This is a genomic window from Waterburya sp., from assembly GCF_058530065.1.
This window is the reverse complement of sequence record NZ_JBZNBU010000097.1, coordinates 1-21,548: the sequence shown is the minus strand read 5'-3', so window position 1 is coordinate 21,548 and position 21,548 is coordinate 1. Positions and strand designations below refer to the sequence as shown.

Below are 21,548 nucleotides of genomic sequence, written 5' to 3'. Positions count from 1 at the left end.
GCCCTCCCCCGCACCATTGCTAAACCTATTTCCGAGTTACGCAAAAATGTATATTTAGGCAATTTTCCTAATGTTTTAACTCGTTGTTCTAAATCTGCTACGGAAGATTTAGCCAAGGTTGCCATCCAAGCTTGTCTTGCTTGTTTCATGTTCTTAACCTGTGGTTAATTAATGCTTGAACTGCTGTTAAAATTTGTCTAGACATCTAGACTAATAATCAAGATATCGTAAAAAATAATCTTTTACAAGACTCAAAAATTATTAACTATTAATTACTACTTATTCATTCCTCAAAATGAACAAACCGAGATACACACAAATAGCCGATGAGTTGAGAACAAATATTGAAGAAGCCGTATATCAACCAGGGGATAAGTTACCGACAGAGAAAAACTTATCAGAGAGATTCAACGTTAACCGACATACCATCAGAAATGCGATCGCCCTACTTAAAGAAGAAGGATTAATCAGAGTAGATCGGGGTAGGGGAATGTATGTAGCACAAACACCGATCCAATATCCCGTAGGAAAGCGAGTCAGGTATAACGAAAATCTCAAAGCACAGGGTTTAACTCCTAGCTATCAAACTTTAAAGGCGATCGAAATTCCTGCGGATAATGCGATCGCCAAAGCCTTAGAAATTGAAGCAGGAGCAAAAGTAATTTTAATCGAACGATTGGGATTAGCGAGCGATCGCCCAATTAGTATTGGTAGCAGTTATTTTCCCGCAGAGATGTTTCCTGAATTTATCTATTTTTGGAAGAGATACAAATCTATTTCCCAAATGTTGAAGGAAATCTACGCTTGCGAACATATTCGAGTTTCTACTAAAGTTTCCGCCCGTATAGTACGAGAAACTGATGCTAGACTGTTACGGATTTCCTCTAACTATCCGATTCTTTTAGCCGAGTCGATTAATTGCGATGATGATGGGCGAAAAATTGAATATGGCGTAACTAGATTTTGTGGGGAAATGATGGAACTAATTTTTAGTTAAATGCAAGGTTAAAGGGAATATTGTTCTGTTTTCCAGACCTTAATTCAAAATTCAAAAGGTTAATTTTTTGTTTGTAGCTTGTTTACCAAATCGTCAAAAGGTTGCCAATTATTATCTTCAGCAATAGCTTGCCATACAGATTCAATGATAGGTCGCAATAAAGCGGTAGGAGGATTATAAAAGCTCAAGCGATCGCCTATATCTTCCATTTCGTCTAAAGACACTTGATTCAAGCATTTATGATAAGTACTGCGCCAACGATTAAATAATGTATCTTCAACAAAGCTTTCTTGACTGTTAATAAAACTGGCATTTTCTAAAATCAGCTTGCTATCTTCGCGCCAACCAAAATTAAATTCCTGGGCTAATTCGGCAAAAAATCCATGATAGCTGAGATCGCTATCTCTCAGTAACTGAATTGTCGTTTCTAGCATTTCAGAAAATAGCGAAGTATGTTCTATAAACCCTAATTTTTGCCCCATCAACTGTTGATAATATTTCTGGTAGCGATTGTCAAATTCTGTTAACGCCACTTCTAAAGCAGATTTTTCCGTCACCATGCCCAAAGGCAATTGCAGCATTTCCAAATTTAACCGACAAATGTAGGGCTGATTGCCATAACTATAACGTCCGCCATAATCAAAGCTAGCCGACGTAAAGCGAGCTTCATAGGTTGGAATAAAAGCATAAGGACCATAATCAAAACTTTCCCCTGTAATTGACATATTATCGGTATTTAATACCCCATGACAAAAACCCGCTGCCATCCATTGAGCGCACAATCGGGCAACGCGATCGACTAGAGCATCGTAGAATAGTACATATTTATCTTCTGTATTAGGAATATCGGCATAATAAACTTCAATAACTCCATCCAATAACTTAGCAATCAGATCGGGACGTTTAAGGTAGTGAAGTCTTTCAAAAGTACCGAAGCGAATGTGAGAATTGCTAAACCTAATCATGACTGAAGAGCGAGTCGGAGAAGGCTCGTCATCTCGCCACAAAGATTCTCCCGTTTCGATTAAACTGAGACAGCGAGAAGTATTTACTCCCAGTTGATGTAATGCCTCCGCAGCCAAAACTTCTCTTATTCCCCCTTTAAGGGTTAGTCTGCCATCAGCACTACGGGAATAGGGAGTCCTACCAGAACCTTTCGTGCCAAAATCGTAGAGGTTGTCATCAATACCCCTTACCTGTCCGTATAAAAAACCTCTACCGTCTCCTAAAAAGGGATTGTAAGCCCCAAACTGATAGCCGTGATAACGAAGAGCTAAAAAAGGACGCACGCTCTTAAATTTGCCAAAAGCTTCAATAAAATCTGCGTTGCTGACATCTTGAGGATCTAAGCCTAGAGATGGCAATAACAAATCGTTGCGGAAACGCAACCAATGGGCGGGAAACTCCGCAGCACCCACTACATCGTAATAATCATCGCCCCAATTTTCCATTACAGGTTCGTAGGGGAGATCGAGCAAGGGATTGGAATAATTATTAGTCAAAAGTAATTTAGGGAATTTAATTAAATCTAGCTACTTATTATCCTGCATATCCTCTTGAGGAAATACATAATAAAATACATAATCTCACCAATGTGATAAACAGATAATTTAATGTTTGAAGAATATAGCTCCACCTCCAATCCTTTAGATTTAGTTAATGCGATCGTGGTTGATGATTCTGGAATTGAAATCGATCCCGATAGTATTACTTTTATTGGTGTAGACGGTCAAACTTCTTTTTATGATGGCAGCATCCCAGAATTCGGAATTGGCGAGGGAATTCTATTAACTTCGGGAGATGGCAATCCTCCTACCAACAACACTACAGTTAATTTTGGTTTAGAACAAGAAGGTATTGCTCCCGATCCTCAACTACAAGCAGTTGCCGATAGTGCTTTTGAAGAAAGTGGTGAAGTACAAGATATTAACTCTCTAGAATTTAGTTTCAATGTTAGCGATCCTAATGTAGAGTCTGTATCTTTCAACTTGGTTTTTGGTTCTGACGAATTTCCTGAATTCTCCGATAGTTTTTTCGTTGATGTTGGTGCTGTTTTTCTTAACGGTCAAAATGTTGGACTATTTAATAACGAACCCAATCAACCTTTAAGCATTATTAGCGAAAATCTTAATGTAGGTAATTTTCAAGACAATGCCGATAATTCTATACCCATCGAATACGATGGCGTAAGTTCCGTCTTGAGTGTGGTTGCACCAGTCGAACAGGGAGAAAATACTATTAGATTTGCGATCGCCGATACGGGAGATCAAATTTTTGACTCTGGCTTATTTATCTCAAACTTAACTACCAGTGGAGTAGCAACTGGAGATGATGGCAGTGGTGTAGTTTTAAACGCTCCTGGTACAGAAGAAGCAGATGAAATCATTGGCGATCCTACAGATCAATTTATTGAAGGTTTGGCAGGTGACGATACGATCAATCCTGGCAACGGTAACGATATTGTCGATGCAGGGGCAGGAGACGATCTAATTTTTGGTGGCATCGGCAGTAGTAACAGTATTGATGGGGGAGACGGAAACGATACTGTTATTTACAGTGGTAACCAAGACGAATTGACTACTGAAACTGATGGTAATTCTATTACAGTTAGCGGTGATAACGATGGTGGAGAATTTACCGACACTCTAACCAATGTGGAAACCATTCAATATGGCGATGAGAGCATTAGCACTGATACTTTAGAGCCTACAGTTCAAGACTCAGAAGAAATAGAGTTAGTCACAAATTCAACAGAAGGTTACTACAATAGCTCGATCGGAGACTTATATCCTGGCGATCCTTCAGATCCCCTAGCTAGTTTTTTTCCAGGACCAAATGTATCTACAGGAGTACCAACAGCTGACTTTAGTACTGAGCCAGATATTAGTACGGTCGGTGAACTAGGAGATTGGCTAGACAATCCAGAATCTGCCATTCAAAATGGATTTTGGAGCGACTTACAATCAATCCCACAAAGCTGGGATGTCAATACTGAGACAGCAATTATTTACGAAGTAGATGGCGGTGAAAATGGTATCCAAAATGTAACGGCTGATTTTGTTATCGACAATAGCATTTTGGTTTGGGTTAATGGGGAATATAGATTTGGTGTCGGTAATCCTACCAATTTTAACGTCAATGATGCTTCTTTAGGCGATCTTAATCCTGGTAAAAATTACATACAGATCGTACGTGCTGACTATGGTGTTGTTGCAGACTACCAAGTTCAAATCACTGGTAATCAAATTCAAGAAAATAAAGATATTACAGGAGTTCCTGTATATAGGTTTTTTAGAACCGATACTCAAACCCAGTTTTATACCACTACCGAACTAGAAAGAGATGTCGTGTTAGATACTTTGCCTCAATACGAACTTGAGGGTATATCTTTTTTCGGCGTAACTCCCCCAGAAGCAGAAACCGATCCCTTGACAGGAACTCTTCCTGTATATCGCTTCTTTAACCGCAGTACGGGCATTCATCTTTATACTTCGGACGAAAACGAAAGAAATTTTGTAGAAGACAATCTAGATAACTACGTTTTTGAAGGTACTCCTTATTATGGTTACGAAACTCAAGAAGAAGGCACAGTTCCTTTATATCGTTTTTACAATCCTAGTTTAGACGCTCATTTCTACACTCCCAATGCTGAAGAAAGAGATTTCTTCTTAGAATCTCCCGACTACGAACCTGAAGGTGGTGGGGATGGTATTGCTTTCTACGTCGATCCTGTACCCGAACTTTAAAGATAAATATTGAACATCGAGCGATCGCCAGAACCGATAATCTTTTTCGGATTGAGAGAGAGTAATTGGTCATCTAGAAGGCGATCGCAAAAGCCCTAAAGCAAGAAGCTAACTTGACAAATAAATCTTCTTACTGCGCTTTTCACATGGGTAGACCACATAATTAAACTTTAAAAACTAAGAACTAAGAACTAAAAACTAAAAACTAGGAACTAGTAAATTTTCAAAGAGAGCTATTCAACTGAAAACGGCTGTAAATCGAACTGAGGTGACAAAAATAATCACAATCTCGATCGCATAAATTTAAACCCTAGATTTTAATTGCTAAAAATATGATTACATCCAGCCAATCGCCATAGTAATAACATCTAGAATATTCGGCAGATCGCATTATTAGATAAAGTTATAAAAAATGGTTAATACAGACTGGAAGAAACTACAGAATGGCTCGGATATTCGCGGTGTGGCTTTGGAAGGAGTTGCGGATGAAGCAGTAAATCTAACTCCTGATGTAGTTAAAACAATCGGAAATGCTTTTGTTAGTTGGCTGGCAGATAAAACGGGTAAAGCAACTTCAGAGTTAACAGTAAGTATTGGTAGAGATAGTCGTCTTTCAGGGGAAACTTTAACTAAAGCTGTAACGGAAGGAATTACGATCGCGGGTTCTCAAGTTTATAACTTCGATCTGGCTTCGACTCCCGCGATGTTTATGAGTACTATAACCGATGGCTTTAATTGCGATGGGGCGATTATGCTTACTGCCAGTCATTTACCATTTAATCGTAATGGTTTGAAATTTTTTACTCCCCAAGGTGGTTTGGGCAAACCAGATATTACAGAGATTTTAGCGATCGCAGCATCGGGTAAATTAGTTACTCACAATACTCAAGGAGAAGTTGAAAATAGAGATTTTATTGCTATTTATGCCGCTCAACTGGCAGAAACTATTCGTAAAGGGGTAAACCATCCCGATAATTACGATCGCCCTTTAACGGGTTTGAAAATAGTCGTGGATGCGGGCAATGGTGCTGGTGGCTTCTATGTCGATAAAGTTCTCAAACCCTTGGGTGCCGATACTACTGGTAGTCAATTTCTCGAACCCGATGGAATGTTTCCCAATCATATTCCCAACCCTGAAAACCAACAGGCAATGGAGGCAATTTGCCAAGCAGTTGTTAACAATCAAGCAGATTTTGGCATTATTTTCGATACCGATGTCGATCGCGTGGCAGCAGTAGACTCTGAAGGTAGGGAAATCAATCGCAATCGGGCGATCGCTTTGATTTCTGCCATAGTCCTCCAAGAACATCCAGGTTCGACTGTGGTTACCGATTCCATTACTTCCGATGGCTTGACCAAATTTATTGAGGCTAATTTAGGGGGCAAACACCATCGTTTCAAACGAGGTTATAAAAATGTCATTAACGAAGCTATTAGACTGAACAATTCAGGTACAGAATCTTGGCTGGCGATCGAAACTTCGGGACATGGGGCGATGAAAGAAAATTACTTTCTCGACGATGGTGCTTATCTAGCCACTAAGCTTTTAATCGAATTGGCTAAGAGTAAATTAAATAATAAATCTTTAACTAGTCTCATTGTCGATCTCCAAGAACCTTTAGAAAGCGAAGAATTTAGACTGAAAATCGCTCGGGAAGATTTTAAAAGCTATGGCAATAATGTGATCGATCGCCTTCAAGATTTTGCTAGCAGCCAAAAAGACTGGACAATCGTACCCAATAATTATGAAGGAGTCAGGATAGCTTGCAATTCAGATACCGAGAAGGGCTGGTTTCTCTTGCGTTTATCTCTCCACGATCCTGTAATACCCCTCAATATAGAATCCAATGTTACGGGAGGAATTAAAAATATAGTTCCTCGTCTCTCAAAATTCTTTCAAGATTTTGCTGCCTTAGATATAACTTCTCTAACAGACTATTAATTTAAAAGATCGTCTCGTTCTTCTTGCAACTGATTTTCGTAAATATCTTGTAAATTTTGATGTCTGGTTTTGCGGGAAGTTCGACGATATTTTTTAGTTTGCAATCTGGGTTCATATTGACTTTTTCCCGATCGCTTTACTTTTAGCTTGAGGCTAGATTCCCGATCTGGTTGTTTCTGTAAATTTTCTTGACGGGCGATCGCCTTATCTAAAAAATCTAGATAATATTCATATCTTTCCCAATCTCCCCGAACGACACATCCAGGTTCATCCCGATGGAGGCAGTCGCTAAATTGACAGCTATTTTGATTTAATCTAGCTCTAGCTTCGGGGAAATACCGCGCCAAATCCCTCGGCAAACAGTCCAAATCGGGCTGGTTGAACCCTGGGCTATCTGCCAACAATCCACCCCCAGGAAGCTCAAATAACTCCACGTGACGAGTAGTATGGCGACCTCGTTGAAGCTTACCCGATACCTTGCCCACCCGCAGACTGCGATCGGGAATTAGAGCAGAAATCAAACTAGATTTGCCCACGCCACTAGGTCCAGCTACTACCGTAATTTTATGGTTTAGATTCTTGGCTAAATCCTCAAGACCAAATTGCTGAGTCACGCTCGCAAAATTTGCGCTATATCCCCATTGCTGCAAACGTTTCTGCCATTGCTGCTGTTGGGCGGTTGTAATTAAATCGCATTTATTCAAACAGAGACATAGCTTTAATGAGGTAGACTCTGCCTTAACTAAAAAGCGGCTCAATTGCCAGGGATCTAAACTAGGTTCTGCTAGAGCAAAGACCAATAAAACCAAATCCGCATTGGCGATCGGGGGACGTGCCAACTCAGTAGTCCGAGGTAGTACTTGAGAGATTGCCCCGCGATTATCTTGCCAATCTGGCTCTTCAATCGCCACGCGATCTCCCACCATAACTTTTTGCCCAATTTTCTTGAGTCTGGTACGACGAGTGCAAAGCAAAAAATGAGAGCGATCGGTTTCTAATTTAACTTGATAAAAATTAGCCTGGACTGCAACCACAGTCCCCATCAAACCATCGGTCACAACCCCATTACTTTCCCATAGTTCGCGATTCAAATCGTTCACGATGCAGAAGGACGACGAACCAGCAAAGAAAAGAAACCATCCTCTTCTTGTAATCTTTCTATTTGATAGCCTTCCATTTTCAAACTGTCGGGTACTTGCTCTATGGGTTCGCCCCCATCCAGCCAAACTTCTAATAAACAACCAGGGGACATTTGCTGGAGACGAAGTTTGGTGCGGACGAAATTAATCGGACAGGGAGTACCCCGCAGGTCTAGATGAGCATCTGCCATAGGGGAAGTAGCATTATCCGTACCTGGGAAATTATCGGCGGCAGAATTCATTTATTGAACAAACCTCCCAAAAATCCTTCTTTGCCACCTTTACCCGTAGCTTCCCCTCGAACTGTAGCGAGTTTTTCTAATAGTTCTCTTTCCTCTGCATTAATTTTTGTCGGAATATCAATCTTGACGGTAATCAAGTGATTGCCTCGACTGACGGGATTTCCGAGTTTAGGTACTCCCTTATTTTCCAAAGTTAGAACTGTATTGGGTTGAGTTCCCGCAGGGATCGTTAATTCTTCTTTCCCATCTACCGTGTTAATTTCTAAAGTACAGCCTAAAATTGCTTGTAAATAACTAACCGAAGTCTCTGATTTAATATTGATTCCTTCTCGAACAAATTCGCGATCGGGTTCGACAAATAAATAAACATATAAATCTCCCGACGTACCGCCTCGCATTCCAGCATCCCCTTCTCCAGAGACTCTAAGGCGAGTTCCATTGTCTACCCCAGGAGGAATAGTAATTTTAAGTTTTTTTGTTTCCTGCAACCTGCCCGCACCGTGACAAGTAGGACATTTTTCTTCAATTACCTGACCCGTACCGTTACAGTTAGTACAAGCAGATACTTGAGCAAAGCTACCAAAAGGAGTCCGAGTCGCCCGACGCACTTGACCACTACCACCACAGACACCGCAGGTTTTAGCACCCGTACCTGGTTTAGCACCAGAACCATTACAAGTTCCACAGGATTCTAAATGGGGAATTTTGATTTGCTTTTCCCCACCAAACACAGCCTCGCGAAAATCCAGCTTCAGATCTAATCTTAGATCGTCACCCCGAACTGGGCCATTGCGACGACGAGATTGACCGCCACCAGTGCCGACACCACCGCCAAATCCACTAAAGATAGTTTCAAATATATCGGCAAAACCGCCCATATCGCTATAGTCATAGCCTGCTCCACCGCCTGCGCCACCGCCAAGTCCTGCTTCACCAAAGCGATCGTATCTGGCACGAGTCTCAGGCTCTGATAGAACCTCATAGGCACGATTGATTTCTTTGAACTTTTCTTCGGCTCCCGCTTCTTTGTTGACATCGGGATGGTATTTGCGAGCCAAACGACGATAGGCGCGCTTTAATTCATCTTTATCTACATCGCGGGATACACCCAGGATTTGATAGTAGTCCCCTGCCATAAAATCTTAATTTTTTCCTATGGTTTATTGAATGTACTTTAGCAAAATCGTCAATAGAAAATATAGTACGGTTACTACTAAGAATTGAAGATTTCTATTTAGATCGTACCCATCTAAATAGATTTATATAGCGATTACTTGATAATGTTGTAGCTTTTTTTGACTTAATCTACTGATTCGTAATCATCATAAGATGTGTCATCTAAGCCTAGTTCTTCACCACCTTCAATATTAATATCATTAGAAATACTAACTACCGCTTTCACACTATCATTACTACTTTGCGCTCTATCCATTTCACTTTTGGCATCGGCGAAATCATCATCATCAAACATAAAAGAGTCATCACCCTCAGAATTTTTTTGTTGGTACACATCCGTACCAATTTCTAGCAATGTTTGATGTAACTTATCCAAAATACCATTAATTTCACCTAAAGTGCTGTGGGGATTGTTACAGGCAATTCTAAATTCTTCTTTAGTCCTAGCCATTTTCGCTTTGAGTTCGTCTCTAATTAAATCTCCTTGTTCGGTTAGGGTAGAGTCATAGTTGTAAATCAAATTCTCAGCTTGATTTTTCAACTTCACTAGTTCTATATTGCGACGATCTTGTTCGGCATATTCTTCTGCTTCAATACGCATCCGTTCTACTTCGTTAGAACTCAAACCACCAGTATTAGAAATTGTAATACTTTGTTGTTTGCCCGTACCCTTATCTTGAGCGGAAACCTGTAAAATCCCGTTTACATCCATTTCAAAAGTAACCTCAATCTGAGGCATTCCTCTTGGAGCGACAGGGATTCCCGTCAATAAGAATTTGCCCAAACTTTTATTGTCTTTTGCCATCGCTCTTTCTCCTTGAAGAGCGTGAATTTCAACGCTAGTTTGACCGTCAGCAGCGGTAGAAAATATTTGTGATTTACTAGTAGGAACTGTAGTATTTCGTTCGATAATTTTAGTAAATACTTCGCCCAAAGTCTCCAAGCCCAAAGACAGAGGGGTAATATCGAGCAGTAAAATATCTTCAACTTCTCCACCCAGAACCCCTGCTTGAATAGCAGCACCTGAAGCTACGGCTTCATCAGGATTAACGGAACGATCTATTTGCATCCCATCAAAAATAGTTTTGATAGCTGATTGAACTGCAGGAATGCGAGTCGAACCACCAACCAAAATAATGCGATCTATTTCTTTTGGGGTTAGGTCGGCATCTTTGAGAGCAAATTTAACTGGCTCTAGAGTTTTATGAATTAGTTCTTTCGATAGTTCTTCAAATTTAGCCCTAGTTAACTCCATTTCAATATGTTTTGGACCAGTTTCATCAGCAGTGATAAACGGTAAATTAATTGAAGTTGTCGGGGCTGTAGATAGCTCTATTTTGGCTTTTTCCGCTGCTTCTCGCATCCGCTGTAATGCCATTTTGTCCGTGCGCAAGTCAATTTCTTCTTGGGCATAAAAATCTTTAATCATCCAGCGAACAATAACATTATCAAAATCATCCCCACCCAGATGATTATTTCCCGATGTAGCCTTGACTTCAAAAACACCGCCGCCCAATTGTAAAATCGAGACGTCAAAAGTTCCACCTCCGAGGTCGAAAACCAAAATATTTTCGTCTCTATCTTGCTTGTCCAAACCATAAGCTAGGGCAGCAGCGGTAGGTTCGTTAACAATACGCAGAACATCCAAGCCAGCAATAGTCCCAGCATCTTTAGTTGCCTGTCTCTGGGCATCTGTAAAATAGGCAGGAACGGTTATGACAACCTCTTTGATGGGTTCTCCCAAAAAACTTTCGGCATCTGCTTTCAGTTTTTGCAGAATCATTGCCGAAATTTCTTGGGGAGTATAGTTACGGTTGCCGATTTTAACGTCTACAGTATCGTCTCGACCAGGAACGCATTTATAAGGGGTTCGCGATCGCTCTTCCTCTGTATCTTCCCAACGACGACCGATGAAACGCTTAATACTATGAACGGTATTTTGAGCGTTAGTAACTGATTGTCTTTTTGCTAGTTGACCGACTAAACGAGTATCACCTTTGGCAAACGCCACCATACTTGGGGTCGTGCGTGCACCTTCTGAGTTGGCAATGACTACAGGCTTGCCTCCTTCAAGCACAGCAACACAACTGTTGGTAGTTCCCAGGTCAATACCGATAACTTTTGCCATAGTGCTTAGGCAGTAATTTTCATTTATCTATAGATTTTGGAGAAGTAAACAGCAAAATTGGATTAACAATCGGCATTAATTAAGATACCGAAATCAAGCTATCCTGCCTCAAACCTCCTTAATGAAGGATGTTTGAAGCTTTAGGATGATGGGTTATTATTTTCCTGCATTTCTTCTTCTGTGTTTTTCTCTTCCGAAGTTATCACAGGTTCTTGAGGAACAGCAACTTTGACCATAGCATGACGCAAGATTGTATCTCCCAAAGTATATCCTCGCATTAACTGTTCGATCACAGTTCCTTCGGGATATTCGTTGGTTGCCTCTCGCAACATTGCTTCATGAAAATTGGGGTCGAATTCTTTTCCTTCAGGACGCATTGCTGCAACTCCCATTTTTTTCAGACAATCAACTAAAGTTTTGTAAACACCTTGATAGCTGCCGTGAATCGATTTTTCCCCTTCAGTCTCAGGTTTTAGTTGAGTTCTAGCTCGCTCGAAATTATCTACAACGGGAAGCAAAAGAGTAATCACATCTTTTTTTGCCTGCAGTTCCAAATGTTCTTTTTCCTTGGCAGTTCTACGGCGAAAATTCTCAAAATCAGCAGCTAATCTAGCATACTGAGCTTTACTTAAATCAAGCTGCGCGCTTTTTTCATCTAAAAGTTGCTTGAGATTGGCGTTTTCTTGTTGAAAAGCAGCAAAAATCTCTTCTTGTTCGGCAGTAAGATCGCTTTCAGTTTCTTCTGGCAGCGACGTTTCTTCGTTATATTCGGTTGACTCTACATGGGAGTCTTCAATATTTTGATTCTCATCAGTAGGGTTGGAGATGTCTTCGACAACTGCTACCTCTGGATTGTCAGATTGGATTTCTGTTGTTTTCTGCTCTTCACTCATAAGGATATTTATAACTTCACATACAAAATATAGGATATTGCATTATCTATGTTAACTAATAGCTTTAGTTGAAATCTAACTCAAAAATTGTTTTAGAGCCCCAAATACGATCAAAAGCTGAAATCTTAAAAAATATCTTTTGTCCTAGGTAGTTGAAATTTTAATAAAACTTTGGGGAACACTAAAAAACAAGACTGAGATATTTGTAGATTTTATGGCTTCTTATTCCTCTTCCAAAAAAACTCGGGCGATCGCCCTGCGTAGTAATTTATCTCCCTTTGGCAACCAATTAGTACAAAAAGGATTCATTGATGGCGATAAAATGCAGAAGGCTTTGGCTGAAAGTCGCAAGACGGGTCGTTCTTTGGTAGAGGCGATCGAGTCGGCTACAGGAAAAAAATTACCGCCAGATTTGCTACGGCAATATAAAAAACACCAATTATTTGAACTAAAAATCCTCTATGGAGTTGAGTCTGTAGATCCAGAAATTGAAACTGAGAAATTTGCTGACAATCAAATGGAGGAATTAATTAATTCATTGATTCCTTTGGATCTTTGCCGTCGCTACCGACTCATTCCCATTCGTCAAGAAGAAGAGCCAGCAGCCTTATTGGTAGCAATGGTAGATCCTGAAAATCTTGAAGCCCAAGACGATCTTAATCGAATTTTAAGACCCAAAGGAATTAAACTCAAACGACAGGTAATTACTCAGGAAGATTATCAACAGTTAATTGATGGATTTTTAGACGAGCAGGTTAAAAAGGAAACTGCCAAGAAACAAGAAGTTAATGTTGATGTTTCTCTAGATTTAGATAATCTTGATTTTAACTTAGAAGAAGCGGATGACGAACTTGCTGACGATTTAGGGGCAGCTAGCGAAGCGCAACAAGCACCCATTATTACTCTGGTCAACAAAATTCTCGCTAAAGCACTACAAGATGGTGTGTCAGATATTCATGTCGAACCCCAAGAGCAAACTCTTAAAGTTAGATATCGCAAAGACGGAGTCTTGCAACAACCTTTCGATCCGATGCCCAAAAAAATTATTCCTGCGGTAGTAGCTCGTTTCAAGATTATGGCGGAATTAGATATTGCTGAAAAACGTCTGCCCCAAGATGGTAAAATTCGGCGGATGTTTCAAGGTAGAAAGGTAGACTTTCGGGTCAATACCCTACCAAGTCGTTACGGAGAAAAAGTTTGTTTGCGGATTTTAGATAACTCTGCGACTCAACTCGGTCTAGATAAGCTAATTTCTCATCCAGCTACTTTGGAATTGGTTCGGGATATGGCAAAACGTCCTTTCGGTCTTTTGTTGGTAACTGGGCCAACAGGATCTGGTAAATCTACCAGTCTTTATTCGGTATTAGCAGAAAGAAATAGTCCTGATATTAATATTAGTACTGCTGAAGACCCAATTGAATATTCTCTCGATGGTATTACCCAGGTACAAGTGATTCGAGAAAAAGGGATGAACTTTGCGGCTATTTTAAGAGCTTTCTTGCGACAAGATCCCGATGTAATTCTGGTGGGTGAAACGAGGGACTCAGAGACCGCTAAAACTGCCATTGAAGCTGCTCTAACTGGTCACTTAGTACTGACTACTCTACACACCAATGATGCAGCAGGAGCGATCGCCCGCTTAGATGAGATGGGAGTCGAACCTTTTATGATTTCTGGTGCTTTAGTCGGAGTTTTAGCACAAAGGCTGATGCGAAGAGTTTGTAGTGAATGTCGGATTGCCTACAATCCTACTCATGCCGAACTATCTCGCTTTGGTTTGTCTGCTGGGGCAGAAGAAGAAGTTACTTTTTTTAAAGCTAATACTTTAAATACAGAAGAAATCGCTCAAGCCAAGGCTAGTAACTCTCTCTGTTCTAAATGTGGTGGCGTAGGCTACAAAGGAAGAGTCGGAGTTTACGAAGTGATGAAAAATTCCGAACGATTGCAAGCCTTAGTTAATGAAGGAGCAAATACAGACCGTATTAAAGAAGCTGCTGTTGAAGAAGGTATGATCACGATTTTGGCTTATAGTCTAAACCTAGTTAAGGAAGGGCATACCACTTTAGAAGAAGTAGAACGGGTTACTTTTACTGACTCTGGATTGGAAGCAGAATTGAAAGCCAAACGGAAAAGTGGTTTGACTTGTCTTACTTGTAGTGCGGAATTACAACCAGAATGGTTGGACTGTCCTTACTGTATGACTCCCCGTTTTAGTTAAGTAAATAAAAATATTACAGCGTTTTGAAGAGGACAGGATTATGGATTTGATGATTGAAGATTTGATGGAACAACTGGTGGAGATGGGAGGCTCTGATATGCACGTGCAAGCTAGCGCGCCAGTTTATTTTCGGATTAGTGGTAAATTGACTCCTATCGGCGACGATCTTACTCCCCAAGAATGTCAAAGATTGATTTTTAGTATGCTCAACAATACCCAGAGAAAAGAATTAGAGCAAAACTGGGAACTTGACTGCGCCTATGGGGTGAAAGGCTTGGCTCGATTTCGAGTTAATGTTTACAAGGAAAGAGGTTGTTATGCTGCTTGTTTGCGTGCCTTATCTTCTAAAATTCCCAACTTCGATCAGTTAGGTTTGCCCGACGTAGTGAGAAATATGACCGAAAGACCTAGAGGATTGATTTTGGTCACGGGTCCTACAGGTTCGGGAAAAACGACAACTTTAGCCGCAATGTTAGATTTAATCAATCGTACCCGAGGCGAACATATTCTGACGGTAGAAGATCCCATTGAATACGTCTTTGACAATATCAAAAGTCTCTTTCATCAAAGACAAAAGGGGGAAGACACCAAAAGTTTTGCTAACGCTCTCAAGGCTGCTTTACGGGAAGATCCAGACATCATTCTGGTAGGGGAGATGCGAGATTTGGAAACCATATCTTTGGCAATCTCTGCCGCAGAAACAGGTCACTTGGTATTTGGAACATTACACACTAATTCTGCTTCGGGTACGGTAGATAGAATTATTGATGTTTTCCCCGCAGGTCAACAGGCGCAAATTAGAGCGATGCTATCTAACTCTTTAATTGCTGTATTCAGTCAAACCCTAGCCAAAAAGAAAAATCCCAAACCTGGAGAATTCGGGCGGGTTATGGCGCAGGAAATTATGGTAGTTACTCCAGCAATTTCTAACCTGATTCGGGAAGGTAAGGCTGCCATGGTTTATTCTGCAATTCAAACAGGAGCAAAACTAGATATGCAAACAATGGAACAAGCACTAGCTAATTTAGTAAAAAAAGGCATTATCAGCATGGAAGAAGGAATTGCTAAGAGTTCTCGACCCGACGAACTACAGCGTCTTGCTGGTGCAGCAGGGGGAATGAGTATGGCTAAGGGTGCTAAACGCCGTTAAAGGCTAAAGATTCGATTTATTTATTCAACTAATTATTTTTTAGATCGCAACTCAATTATTGATTGATTTATGTCTATATTTGTAGCAAAAGTAAAAGATCATTCGGGTAAGGTTTTTAAGGAGAAAATTGAAGCAGCTTCTGCCGAACAAGCTCGCTTAGTACTCAAAAATAGGTACGTAGCCGTTGGGAAGGTTAGTAAATCTAGCTTTGAAATCGATCTTTCTGCTTTAGAACTAGCCTTAGCTAAAGTCACAGTGAAGGATAAAGCTGTATTTTCGCGCCAATTTTCGGTAATGGTTAATGCGGGGGTAGCTATTATTCGGGCTTTGGGAATTTTGTCAGACCAAGCACCAAACCCTAAACTTAAAAAAGCTCTGTTAGCAATCAGTGCTGAAGTACAGCAGGGTACTAGTCTTTCTGATGCTATGAGCAAGCATCCCGAATGTTTCAACGATTTATATGTTTACATGGTTGAAGCTGGAGAAGCTGGTGGGGTGCTAGATGAAGTCTTGATGCGTCTTTCTAAATTACTCGAAGATATGGCTGCTTTGCAGAATCAGATTAAATCGGCAATGGCCTATCCCGTCACGGTAGGTATTTTTGCTGTAGTGGCTTTTTTGGGGATGACGATCTTTTTGATTCCTGTATTTGGGGGGATTTTTGAATCTTTGGGTGCGGAATTACCGCTTTTAACCAGAACCATGTTAACCATTAGCGATATTCTCCGCAGCTGGAAGGTTTTTATTCCTGTTGTAGCCTTTATTGTTATTAGTTTTCTCTTTCGGACTTATTACAAAACTCCTATGGGTCGCTTACAGATAGATGGATTCTTTCTCAAAATGCCTTTATTTGGCGATCTGAACGAAAAAATTGCCGTAGCTCGCTTTTGTCGTGTATTCGGTACGCTAACTCGTTCGGGAGTACCAGTATTGCAGTGTTTTGATATTGTTTGTAATACTATCGGCAATCAGGTAATTATTAACGCAGTTCAGGCAGCAAAGAAAGATATTCAACAAGGGGGAATGATTTCTTTGGCAATTCAGAAAGAGAATGTTTTTCCTGCTTTATCTATTCAAATGATTAGTATTGGAGAAGAAACTGGGGAATTGGACGGCATGATGGAAAAAGTTGCCGACTTTTATGAAGATGAAGTAGAACAAGCTGTTAAAGCCCTTACCAGTATGATCGAGCCGATTATGATGGTGGGTATAGCCCTAATGGTAGGTACGATTCTACTGTCGATGTATTTACCAATGTTCTCGATCTTCGACCAGTTGGCATAATTGTAAGGAGCGATCGCGTGTCTGTTAAACAATCTGATTATGAAATTTGGCTGGCAGAATATACCACCCGCCAGGGAGCGATCGCTTTATTAAAGCAACATCGTCCTTATTTGGAAGCATTACCGAGTATTCGCCGTCCAGAACAAAGTTTGATTACCATTCCTCTGCCTGTAGTTCGCATTCGTCGTCCAGATTTAGATTCTAATAATCCTTTGCAGACAAAAGTGCCTCGCGTGGCTACTGCTATTCCTTGCGATTTAGGGATTTTGATGTGCGATCCAGAATGGCAAATTAAAGTAGGGGCGGAAATTATTGTTTTTATTCACCGTCCTGAAGAAGATTTTTCAGATTTGATTAATCGCTGGCGACAAACTCAAATTTATTTAGATCGGGACTATGAATGGTTGATGCCTCCTAACGAACAACACATTATTAGCGAAGCCGCAGAGGAAATTAATCCTCTATTTGTAGTTTTTGAAGGAACTAGCAGTCGCATCAAACAGGGCTTGTCTGGGGCTGGTTTTCCCTTCGTGGTGCAATCTCATTTTGCTTCAGTTGAAGTCGAAACTGAAGCAACATTATCTGAATAATTTGTTTTTTATTGTTGGTAGCAAACGTACAATTAGCCCTAAAATCAAAGCAAATACAAAAAGCGATCGCTCTTACTATGGATTTCCTTTTGCTGGCGATAACAACTTTCTCTTCGATCGCATTGATTGTCTTGATAAACCTCCTTAAAACTTATAATTAAGTCTGGGTATTTCCGTAATTCGTAAGACTATCTTCCTTCGCTTTAGTATTTCAATATTAATCATGAGGTTCGCCAAACAAAACCATCGAACAAGCTAGTTTATCCATAACTCCGTGGGTAACATCGCTAATTGCCAGTCCTCCTGCGGTACGCCTTCTCAGCGATCGCCAGATAACCATATCTACCATTGCAGTTTCTCGTAGAATGGCTTGAGATACATTGTCACTTTTGACGATTTTAATCGTGGAATTTACCTGAGGAAAGGCTTCGAGTAGCAAGCGATCGTATTGAACTTCTATGTTTTCGATATCTTCGGTAGTAGTTTGAGGAGGACAAACATGAAGTAGAGTTACCGAACCTTCATTGGTGTCTGCCAATAATTGAGCGAAACGAATCGTTCTAATAGTTTGAGGGTTCAGGGTTTTAACAGGGACTAATAAACGTTTAATATCGATGGGTTCTTCTAGCAAACGCATCACCGCTACTGGACAATGTGCCGACCACATAACGCTATCAATCAGATTGCCAAATAAACGCGATTGCGCTGCGCGCACCGCCCTGAAGGGCGATCGCAATCCCATTGGTTCGCTCCAACCCATAATAATTAAATTGGCTTGTTTTTCGCGGGCTAGGCGAATGATTCCTTTGGTGACATCTTCGGTAATTCTCAGGGTGGGTTGAGATTTGACCTCAAATTCTTGACTGAGTTTTTCTGCCTGTTGTAGCAATTTACGACTTTTTTGGACTGCCAGATCGAATTCAAAATCTTGAATTTGGGGGGAAGTTTGCACTATAGAAAGAGGAATGATGCTTCCCGACTCGTGACGGGCGAGTAAAGCCGCTATTTCAATTAGATATTTTTCCGTTAGGGGATTGGCGATGGGAACAATCGCTTTAAAGCTAGACTGGTTAAGACTAGGACGATCGATCGCCTTTTTTTCCCACCACAAAGAATTGGGTAAAGCTTTATCCTGTTGATAGATAGTTTCGAGGGGATGGAGTTTCGGGGCAAATCTGTCAGTTAACAAAGGTCCAACCATTGATGTAACTAACATTAAGACTACGATCGCATTAAATACCACTTCATTTATCAGCCCTACCTGTAGTCCTACCAAAGCTGCTGCTAGAGTTGCTGCTACCTGGGGAATCGATAAAGACCACATCACCATCGTTTCGTCCCAACTGTAGCGGTAGAGAACTTTAGCTACCAATGCCGCTAAAAATTTACTGACCAATAAACCAAGAGCGATCGCAATAGTTAAACCTAAGTCATTACTTAAAGTCTCAATAAACACTGGCACGTCTAGTAACAATCCCATACCCACAAAAAAGAAGGGAATAAACAAGACACTGCCCACAAATTCTACTTTCTCTTTAACTGGACTGCGCCCCACCACATCGTTAACCGCCAAACCCGCCAAAAATGCCCCAATAATCTGTTCGACGTGGATAATCTGTGCCCCCACCGCCGCCAGGAAGATTGCTAATAACACAAATAAAAACTGGTTGCCCTCATCGTCTCCCGTACGGCGAAAATATTCTTTTCCCGCCCAATCAAAACCAAATAATACTATTGCTGAATAAATCGCCAACGAACCTAATTGAATACTGAGACTAAATAAAGAAAACTCTCCGCCGTGAATCGAAACACAGATTGCTAACACCAACAAAGAACTAATATCAGTAAAGATAGTCGCCCCAATGGTGACAATTACCGCTTCATTTTCCACTAACCCCAAACGCTGCACGATGGGATAGCCCAACAAAGTGTGGGAAGCAAATAGCGAACCAATTAGAATCGAACTAGTCCAACCAAAACCAAAAACTCTACCGATTAACGCACCCATAACTAAGGGTAAGAAAAAAGTAGCAAAGCCATAACCCAAAGAACGATTTTTCTTGAGGCGAAACTGTTCTAAGTCAATTTCCAAACCCGCCACAAACATCAGATATAGCTTGCCAATATCCGAAAATAATTTAATTGTTTCGCTTTTGGGGTCTAATAATCCTAAACCACTCGAACCAAAAATAACCCCCGCCAATAATAACCCCACTAACCCAGGCAAGCGTAATTTCTCAAACCAAGGAGGAATTAGCAAACTTGCCATCAACAAGATGGTAAAACTAGCGATGGGAGTATGAAATATCTGATGAATAAAATTGAGAGTCTGAGTCATTGGAAATGGCTATGGATTCAATAATTGTATTCAAGAAAAATAAGTCAGTTTTATCTGACTGACTTAGAATCAGAGGTATGATCTGCCAGCCAGATAGTTATTTCCAACTGGCAAGGTTATTTAGTACGGAAGTTTTTATTAAGCTTTTATGGGTTTGCCAAGATAAACATAGATTAGTCTCCTGAGTAACTAGACAGTGCTGCTTTTACAGCTTGTAGAGAGCAGTTAGTAACCAAGGAAATGAGAACAATAATTTGATATTGTTTCTCCAATCTCCTCTCAATGCCGACGAGGTTAGCTGACGGGCTAGGACTGAGAGATGTCCCTTTCTAAGCTAGCTAGAAATGCGCCCCAATATTGGTTTCCCCGCTTCCGTAGTTGATCCTAATGTAGACACTAAGCTCAACAAATGAATTAGGCTGACTGAACTCTAGATTTTTCGATCCAAACTCAAAATAAACGATTAGTGTTGATACTTTATGTCTTTCCTGTGTCAATTTTGACAAACTGCAAGTCGTACCAATTGAGCTTTATACTCTCTAGATTATTTGTTTAGAAGACTAGAGAATGCGATCGCGCAAATTATTACAATTTTGTTTTAAACTACAGCTTAACAAAATATAAAATATTACTTACAGACTTAAGATGATTTTCGTTGATGACACAGATAAAGTTCGGATGACAAGATATGGAGCAAATAAGCTATTTGGCATAGATTATGATGCTCGCAAAGCAATGGAAGATGAAAAGTTAATTAAACTATTCGATCGCATATGGTCAGATGGATTGAGTAGTCGAGTCCAGAGGGCTGAGATTATTTCACCAGAAGAAGTAGAAAGAAGATTATTGGATAAATACCACACTTATGTAGATCGCGAACAAGAACATCGTAGTTTTCATTATCTTAAGGCAGAGTTTATAGCTCAGTTAGAAAAGTCAGACAGTAATGAATACAGGTTAACTCAATTATGGCGTGTTGCTTCTTCTGATAACCATCCCAAAACTTTGTTTGTGAATTTTGATAGCATTGACGAAAAAGAACAATTTGATAAATTAGCAACTCAATTAGGATTTAATTCCGAACAATTAGGACTTCAATTAATAAAAGATTTTGTCAAGCTGCATCCAAACATCGATCGAGAGACTGATTAATTAATTTCCCATGTTGTATAAATTAAATTATTGAGTTACTCTTCTTCATCCGAGCCGTCAGACTCAACTCTATCCCTAATACCGATCGCATATTCTTTGGTGGGAATGGCTAAAGTAAAGGGAAAAGGTAGAGTATTGAAGTCAGAAAAATAAGGATTGCGATCGCGCAAATTATGTACGAATTTAGCCAGTGTATCTTGTTCTATACTCGAACTATAAACAATAACTATTTCTATTGGTTTAGTATTCCCTGCACCTTGTTTGCCGTTATCTAGACGAGATTGTGCTTTTCTTAGCAATCCTTGTTCGGTTTTTAAAGGTTTTCTGATGCTCAAATAAACATTTTGTTCTAGATCGTCGCAAACATTTTTCCACTTGTAAATACCATCAATCGATCTACTGCCAGGATTATCCTTACGAATAGCTACTGGGGTTTCATTTTGTTTTGTTTCTCTAAAACGAACTATAGATAGACGCTCTTTTTCCTGCTTGGATAATTTTCGCTTTAATTGTCCAGGTAAAATATTATGTTTTTCTGGTACATCAGGATTTT

18 protein-coding genes and 1 riboswitch are annotated in these 21,548 nt (G+C 40.2%); of the genes, 9 read left to right on the top strand and 9 right to left on the bottom strand.

From position 1 onward, the window contains the following. A partial coding sequence (locus AC33VI_RS06505) for a phosphonate C-P lyase system protein PhnG (RefSeq protein WP_491781455.1) occupies positions 1–149 on the bottom strand: 149 nt, incomplete at its 3' end. A 146-nt stretch (positions 150–295) separates the two neighbouring features. Between AC33VI_RS06505 and phnF the strand changes: the two genes are divergently transcribed. Beyond that, a complete protein-coding gene (gene phnF / locus AC33VI_RS06500; RefSeq protein ID WP_491781454.1) occupies positions 296–997 on the top strand; it encodes a phosphonate metabolism transcriptional regulator PhnF in 702 nt (233 codons plus the stop codon). A 59-nt stretch (positions 998–1,056) separates the two neighbouring features. Here phnF and AC33VI_RS06495 read toward each other — a convergent pair whose 3' ends face one another. Continuing rightward, positions 1,057–2,499: a protein adenylyltransferase SelO gene (locus tag AC33VI_RS06495; protein WP_491781453.1), complete on the bottom strand. Its 1,443-nt coding sequence runs from the start codon at positions 2,497–2,499 to the stop codon at positions 1,057–1,059. A 111-nt stretch (positions 2,500–2,610) separates the two neighbouring features. On the opposite strand from AC33VI_RS06495, the gene AC33VI_RS06490 reads away from it, so the two are divergent. Both AC33VI_RS06490 and AC33VI_RS06485 read left to right on the top strand, forming a co-directional pair. Further along, positions 2,611–4,743 carry a choice-of-anchor L domain-containing protein gene (locus AC33VI_RS06490; RefSeq protein ID WP_491781452.1) on the top strand — a complete coding sequence of 711 codons (2,133 nt, stop codon included), beginning with the start codon at positions 2,611–2,613 and terminating at the stop codon, positions 4,741–4,743. Positions 4,744–5,155: 412 nt separating this feature from the next. Next, on the top strand, positions 5,156–6,685 hold the full coding sequence (locus tag AC33VI_RS06485; RefSeq protein WP_491781451.1) for a phosphomannomutase/phosphoglucomutase: 1,530 nt from the start codon (positions 5,156–5,158) through the stop codon (positions 6,683–6,685). Here the strand turns inward: AC33VI_RS06485 and rsgA are convergent. From rsgA to grpE, 5 genes are all read right to left on the bottom strand, one after another. Next, the gene (gene rsgA, locus AC33VI_RS06480; protein ID WP_491781450.1) at positions 6,682–7,785 is read right to left on the bottom strand and encodes a small ribosomal subunit biogenesis GTPase RsgA; all 1,104 of its coding nucleotides are present in this window, start codon (positions 7,783–7,785) and stop codon (positions 6,682–6,684) included. The two genes, AC33VI_RS06485 and rsgA, sit on opposite strands and share 4 nt — an antisense overlap. Continuing rightward, complete coding sequence (locus tag AC33VI_RS06475) at positions 7,782–8,066, bottom strand: sulfurtransferase TusA family protein (RefSeq protein ID WP_491781449.1); 285 nt, start codon at positions 8,064–8,066, stop codon at positions 7,782–7,784. Before AC33VI_RS06475 ends, rsgA begins: the two co-directional genes overlap by 4 nt. Beyond that, complete coding sequence (dnaJ, locus tag AC33VI_RS06470; RefSeq protein WP_491781448.1) at positions 8,063–9,202, bottom strand: molecular chaperone DnaJ; 1,140 nt, start codon at positions 9,200–9,202, stop codon at positions 8,063–8,065. The genes AC33VI_RS06475 and dnaJ overlap by 4 nt, the downstream gene beginning before the upstream one ends. A 164-nt stretch (positions 9,203–9,366) precedes the next feature. Beyond that, a complete protein-coding gene (gene dnaK, locus AC33VI_RS06465; RefSeq protein WP_491781447.1) occupies positions 9,367–11,370 on the bottom strand; it encodes a molecular chaperone DnaK in 2,004 nt (667 codons plus the stop codon). Positions 11,371–11,510: 140 nt separating this feature from the next. Next, on the bottom strand, positions 11,511–12,263 hold the full coding sequence (gene grpE / locus AC33VI_RS06460) for a nucleotide exchange factor GrpE (RefSeq protein WP_491781446.1): 753 nt from the start codon (positions 12,261–12,263) through the stop codon (positions 11,511–11,513). Between the two features lie 214 nt (positions 12,264–12,477). Here grpE and AC33VI_RS06455 point away from each other — a divergent pair, with 214 nt between their 5' ends. From AC33VI_RS06455 to AC33VI_RS06435, 5 genes are all read left to right on the top strand, one after another. Beyond that, positions 12,478–14,481, top strand: a complete 2,004-nt coding sequence (locus tag AC33VI_RS06455; protein ID WP_491781445.1) for a GspE/PulE family protein — start codon at positions 12,478–12,480, stop codon at positions 14,479–14,481. Between the two features lie 40 nt (positions 14,482–14,521). After that, entirely contained in the window at positions 14,522–15,631 is a 1,110-nt protein-coding gene (locus AC33VI_RS06450) for a type IV pilus twitching motility protein PilT (RefSeq protein WP_491781444.1), read from the top strand. 69 nt (positions 15,632–15,700) lie between these two features. Next, positions 15,701–16,915 (top strand): type II secretion system F family protein, encoded by a 1,215-nt coding sequence (locus tag AC33VI_RS06445; protein ID WP_491781443.1) that lies wholly within the window; start codon positions 15,701–15,703, stop codon positions 16,913–16,915. A gap of 17 nt (positions 16,916–16,932) precedes the next feature. After that, positions 16,933–17,505, top strand: coding sequence for a hypothetical protein (locus AC33VI_RS06440; protein ID WP_491781442.1), 573 nt, complete (start codon positions 16,933–16,935; stop codon positions 17,503–17,505). A gap of 1 nt (position 17,506) precedes the next feature. After that, entirely contained in the window at positions 17,507–17,653 is a 147-nt protein-coding gene (locus AC33VI_RS06435; protein WP_491781441.1) for a hypothetical protein, read from the top strand. 69 nt (positions 17,654–17,722) lie between these two features. On the opposite strand, the gene AC33VI_RS06430 is transcribed toward AC33VI_RS06435, so the two are convergent. Then, positions 17,723–19,843, bottom strand: coding sequence for a cation:proton antiporter (locus tag AC33VI_RS06430; protein ID WP_491781440.1), 2,121 nt, complete (start codon positions 19,841–19,843; stop codon positions 17,723–17,725). Between the two features lie 268 nt (positions 19,844–20,111). Then, positions 20,112–20,249, bottom strand: a riboswitch (cyclic di-AMP (ydaO/yuaA leader). A gap of 239 nt (positions 20,250–20,488) precedes the next feature. Here AC33VI_RS06430 and AC33VI_RS06425 point away from each other — a divergent pair. Further along, the gene (locus AC33VI_RS06425) at positions 20,489–20,995 is read left to right on the top strand and encodes a hypothetical protein (protein ID WP_491781439.1); all 507 of its coding nucleotides are present in this window, start codon (positions 20,489–20,491) and stop codon (positions 20,993–20,995) included. 35 nt (positions 20,996–21,030) lie between these two features. Here AC33VI_RS06425 and AC33VI_RS06420 read toward each other — a convergent pair. Next, the coding region (locus AC33VI_RS06420) for an RNaseH domain-containing protein (RefSeq protein ID WP_491781438.1) at positions 21,031–21,548 on the bottom strand (518 nt) is incomplete at its 5' end.

Bases quoted from the DNA above. Each gene is read 5' to 3' on its own strand.
- AC33VI_RS06450 (WP_491781444.1), top strand. From the start codon at position 14,522: ATGGATTTGATGATTGAAGATTTGATGGAACAACTGGTGGAGATGGGA.
- AC33VI_RS06455 (WP_491781445.1), top strand. From the start codon at position 12,478: ATGGCTTCTTATTCCTCTTCCAAAAAAACTCGGGCGATCGCCCTGCGT.
- dnaJ (WP_491781448.1), bottom strand. From the start codon at position 9,202: ATGGCAGGGGACTACTATCAAATCCTGGGTGTATCCCGCGATGTAGAT.
- AC33VI_RS06475 (WP_491781449.1), bottom strand. From the start codon at position 8,066: ATGAATTCTGCCGCCGATAATTTCCCAGGTACGGATAATGCTACTTCC.
- AC33VI_RS06445 (WP_491781443.1), top strand. From the start codon at position 15,701: ATGTCTATATTTGTAGCAAAAGTAAAAGATCATTCGGGTAAGGTTTTT.
- AC33VI_RS06425 (WP_491781439.1), top strand. From the start codon at position 20,489: ATGATTTTCGTTGATGACACAGATAAAGTTCGGATGACAAGATATGGA.
- phnF (WP_491781454.1), top strand. From the start codon at position 296: ATGAACAAACCGAGATACACACAAATAGCCGATGAGTTGAGAACAAAT.
- AC33VI_RS06490 (WP_491781452.1), top strand. From the start codon at position 2,611: ATGTTTGAAGAATATAGCTCCACCTCCAATCCTTTAGATTTAGTTAAT.
- dnaK (WP_491781447.1), bottom strand. From the start codon at position 11,370: ATGGCAAAAGTTATCGGTATTGACCTGGGAACTACCAACAGTTGTGTT.
- grpE (WP_491781446.1), bottom strand. From the start codon at position 12,263: ATGAGTGAAGAGCAGAAAACAACAGAAATCCAATCTGACAATCCAGAG.
- AC33VI_RS06485 (WP_491781451.1), top strand. From the start codon at position 5,156: ATGGTTAATACAGACTGGAAGAAACTACAGAATGGCTCGGATATTCGC.
- AC33VI_RS06430 (WP_491781440.1), bottom strand. From the start codon at position 19,843: ATGACTCAGACTCTCAATTTTATTCATCAGATATTTCATACTCCCATC.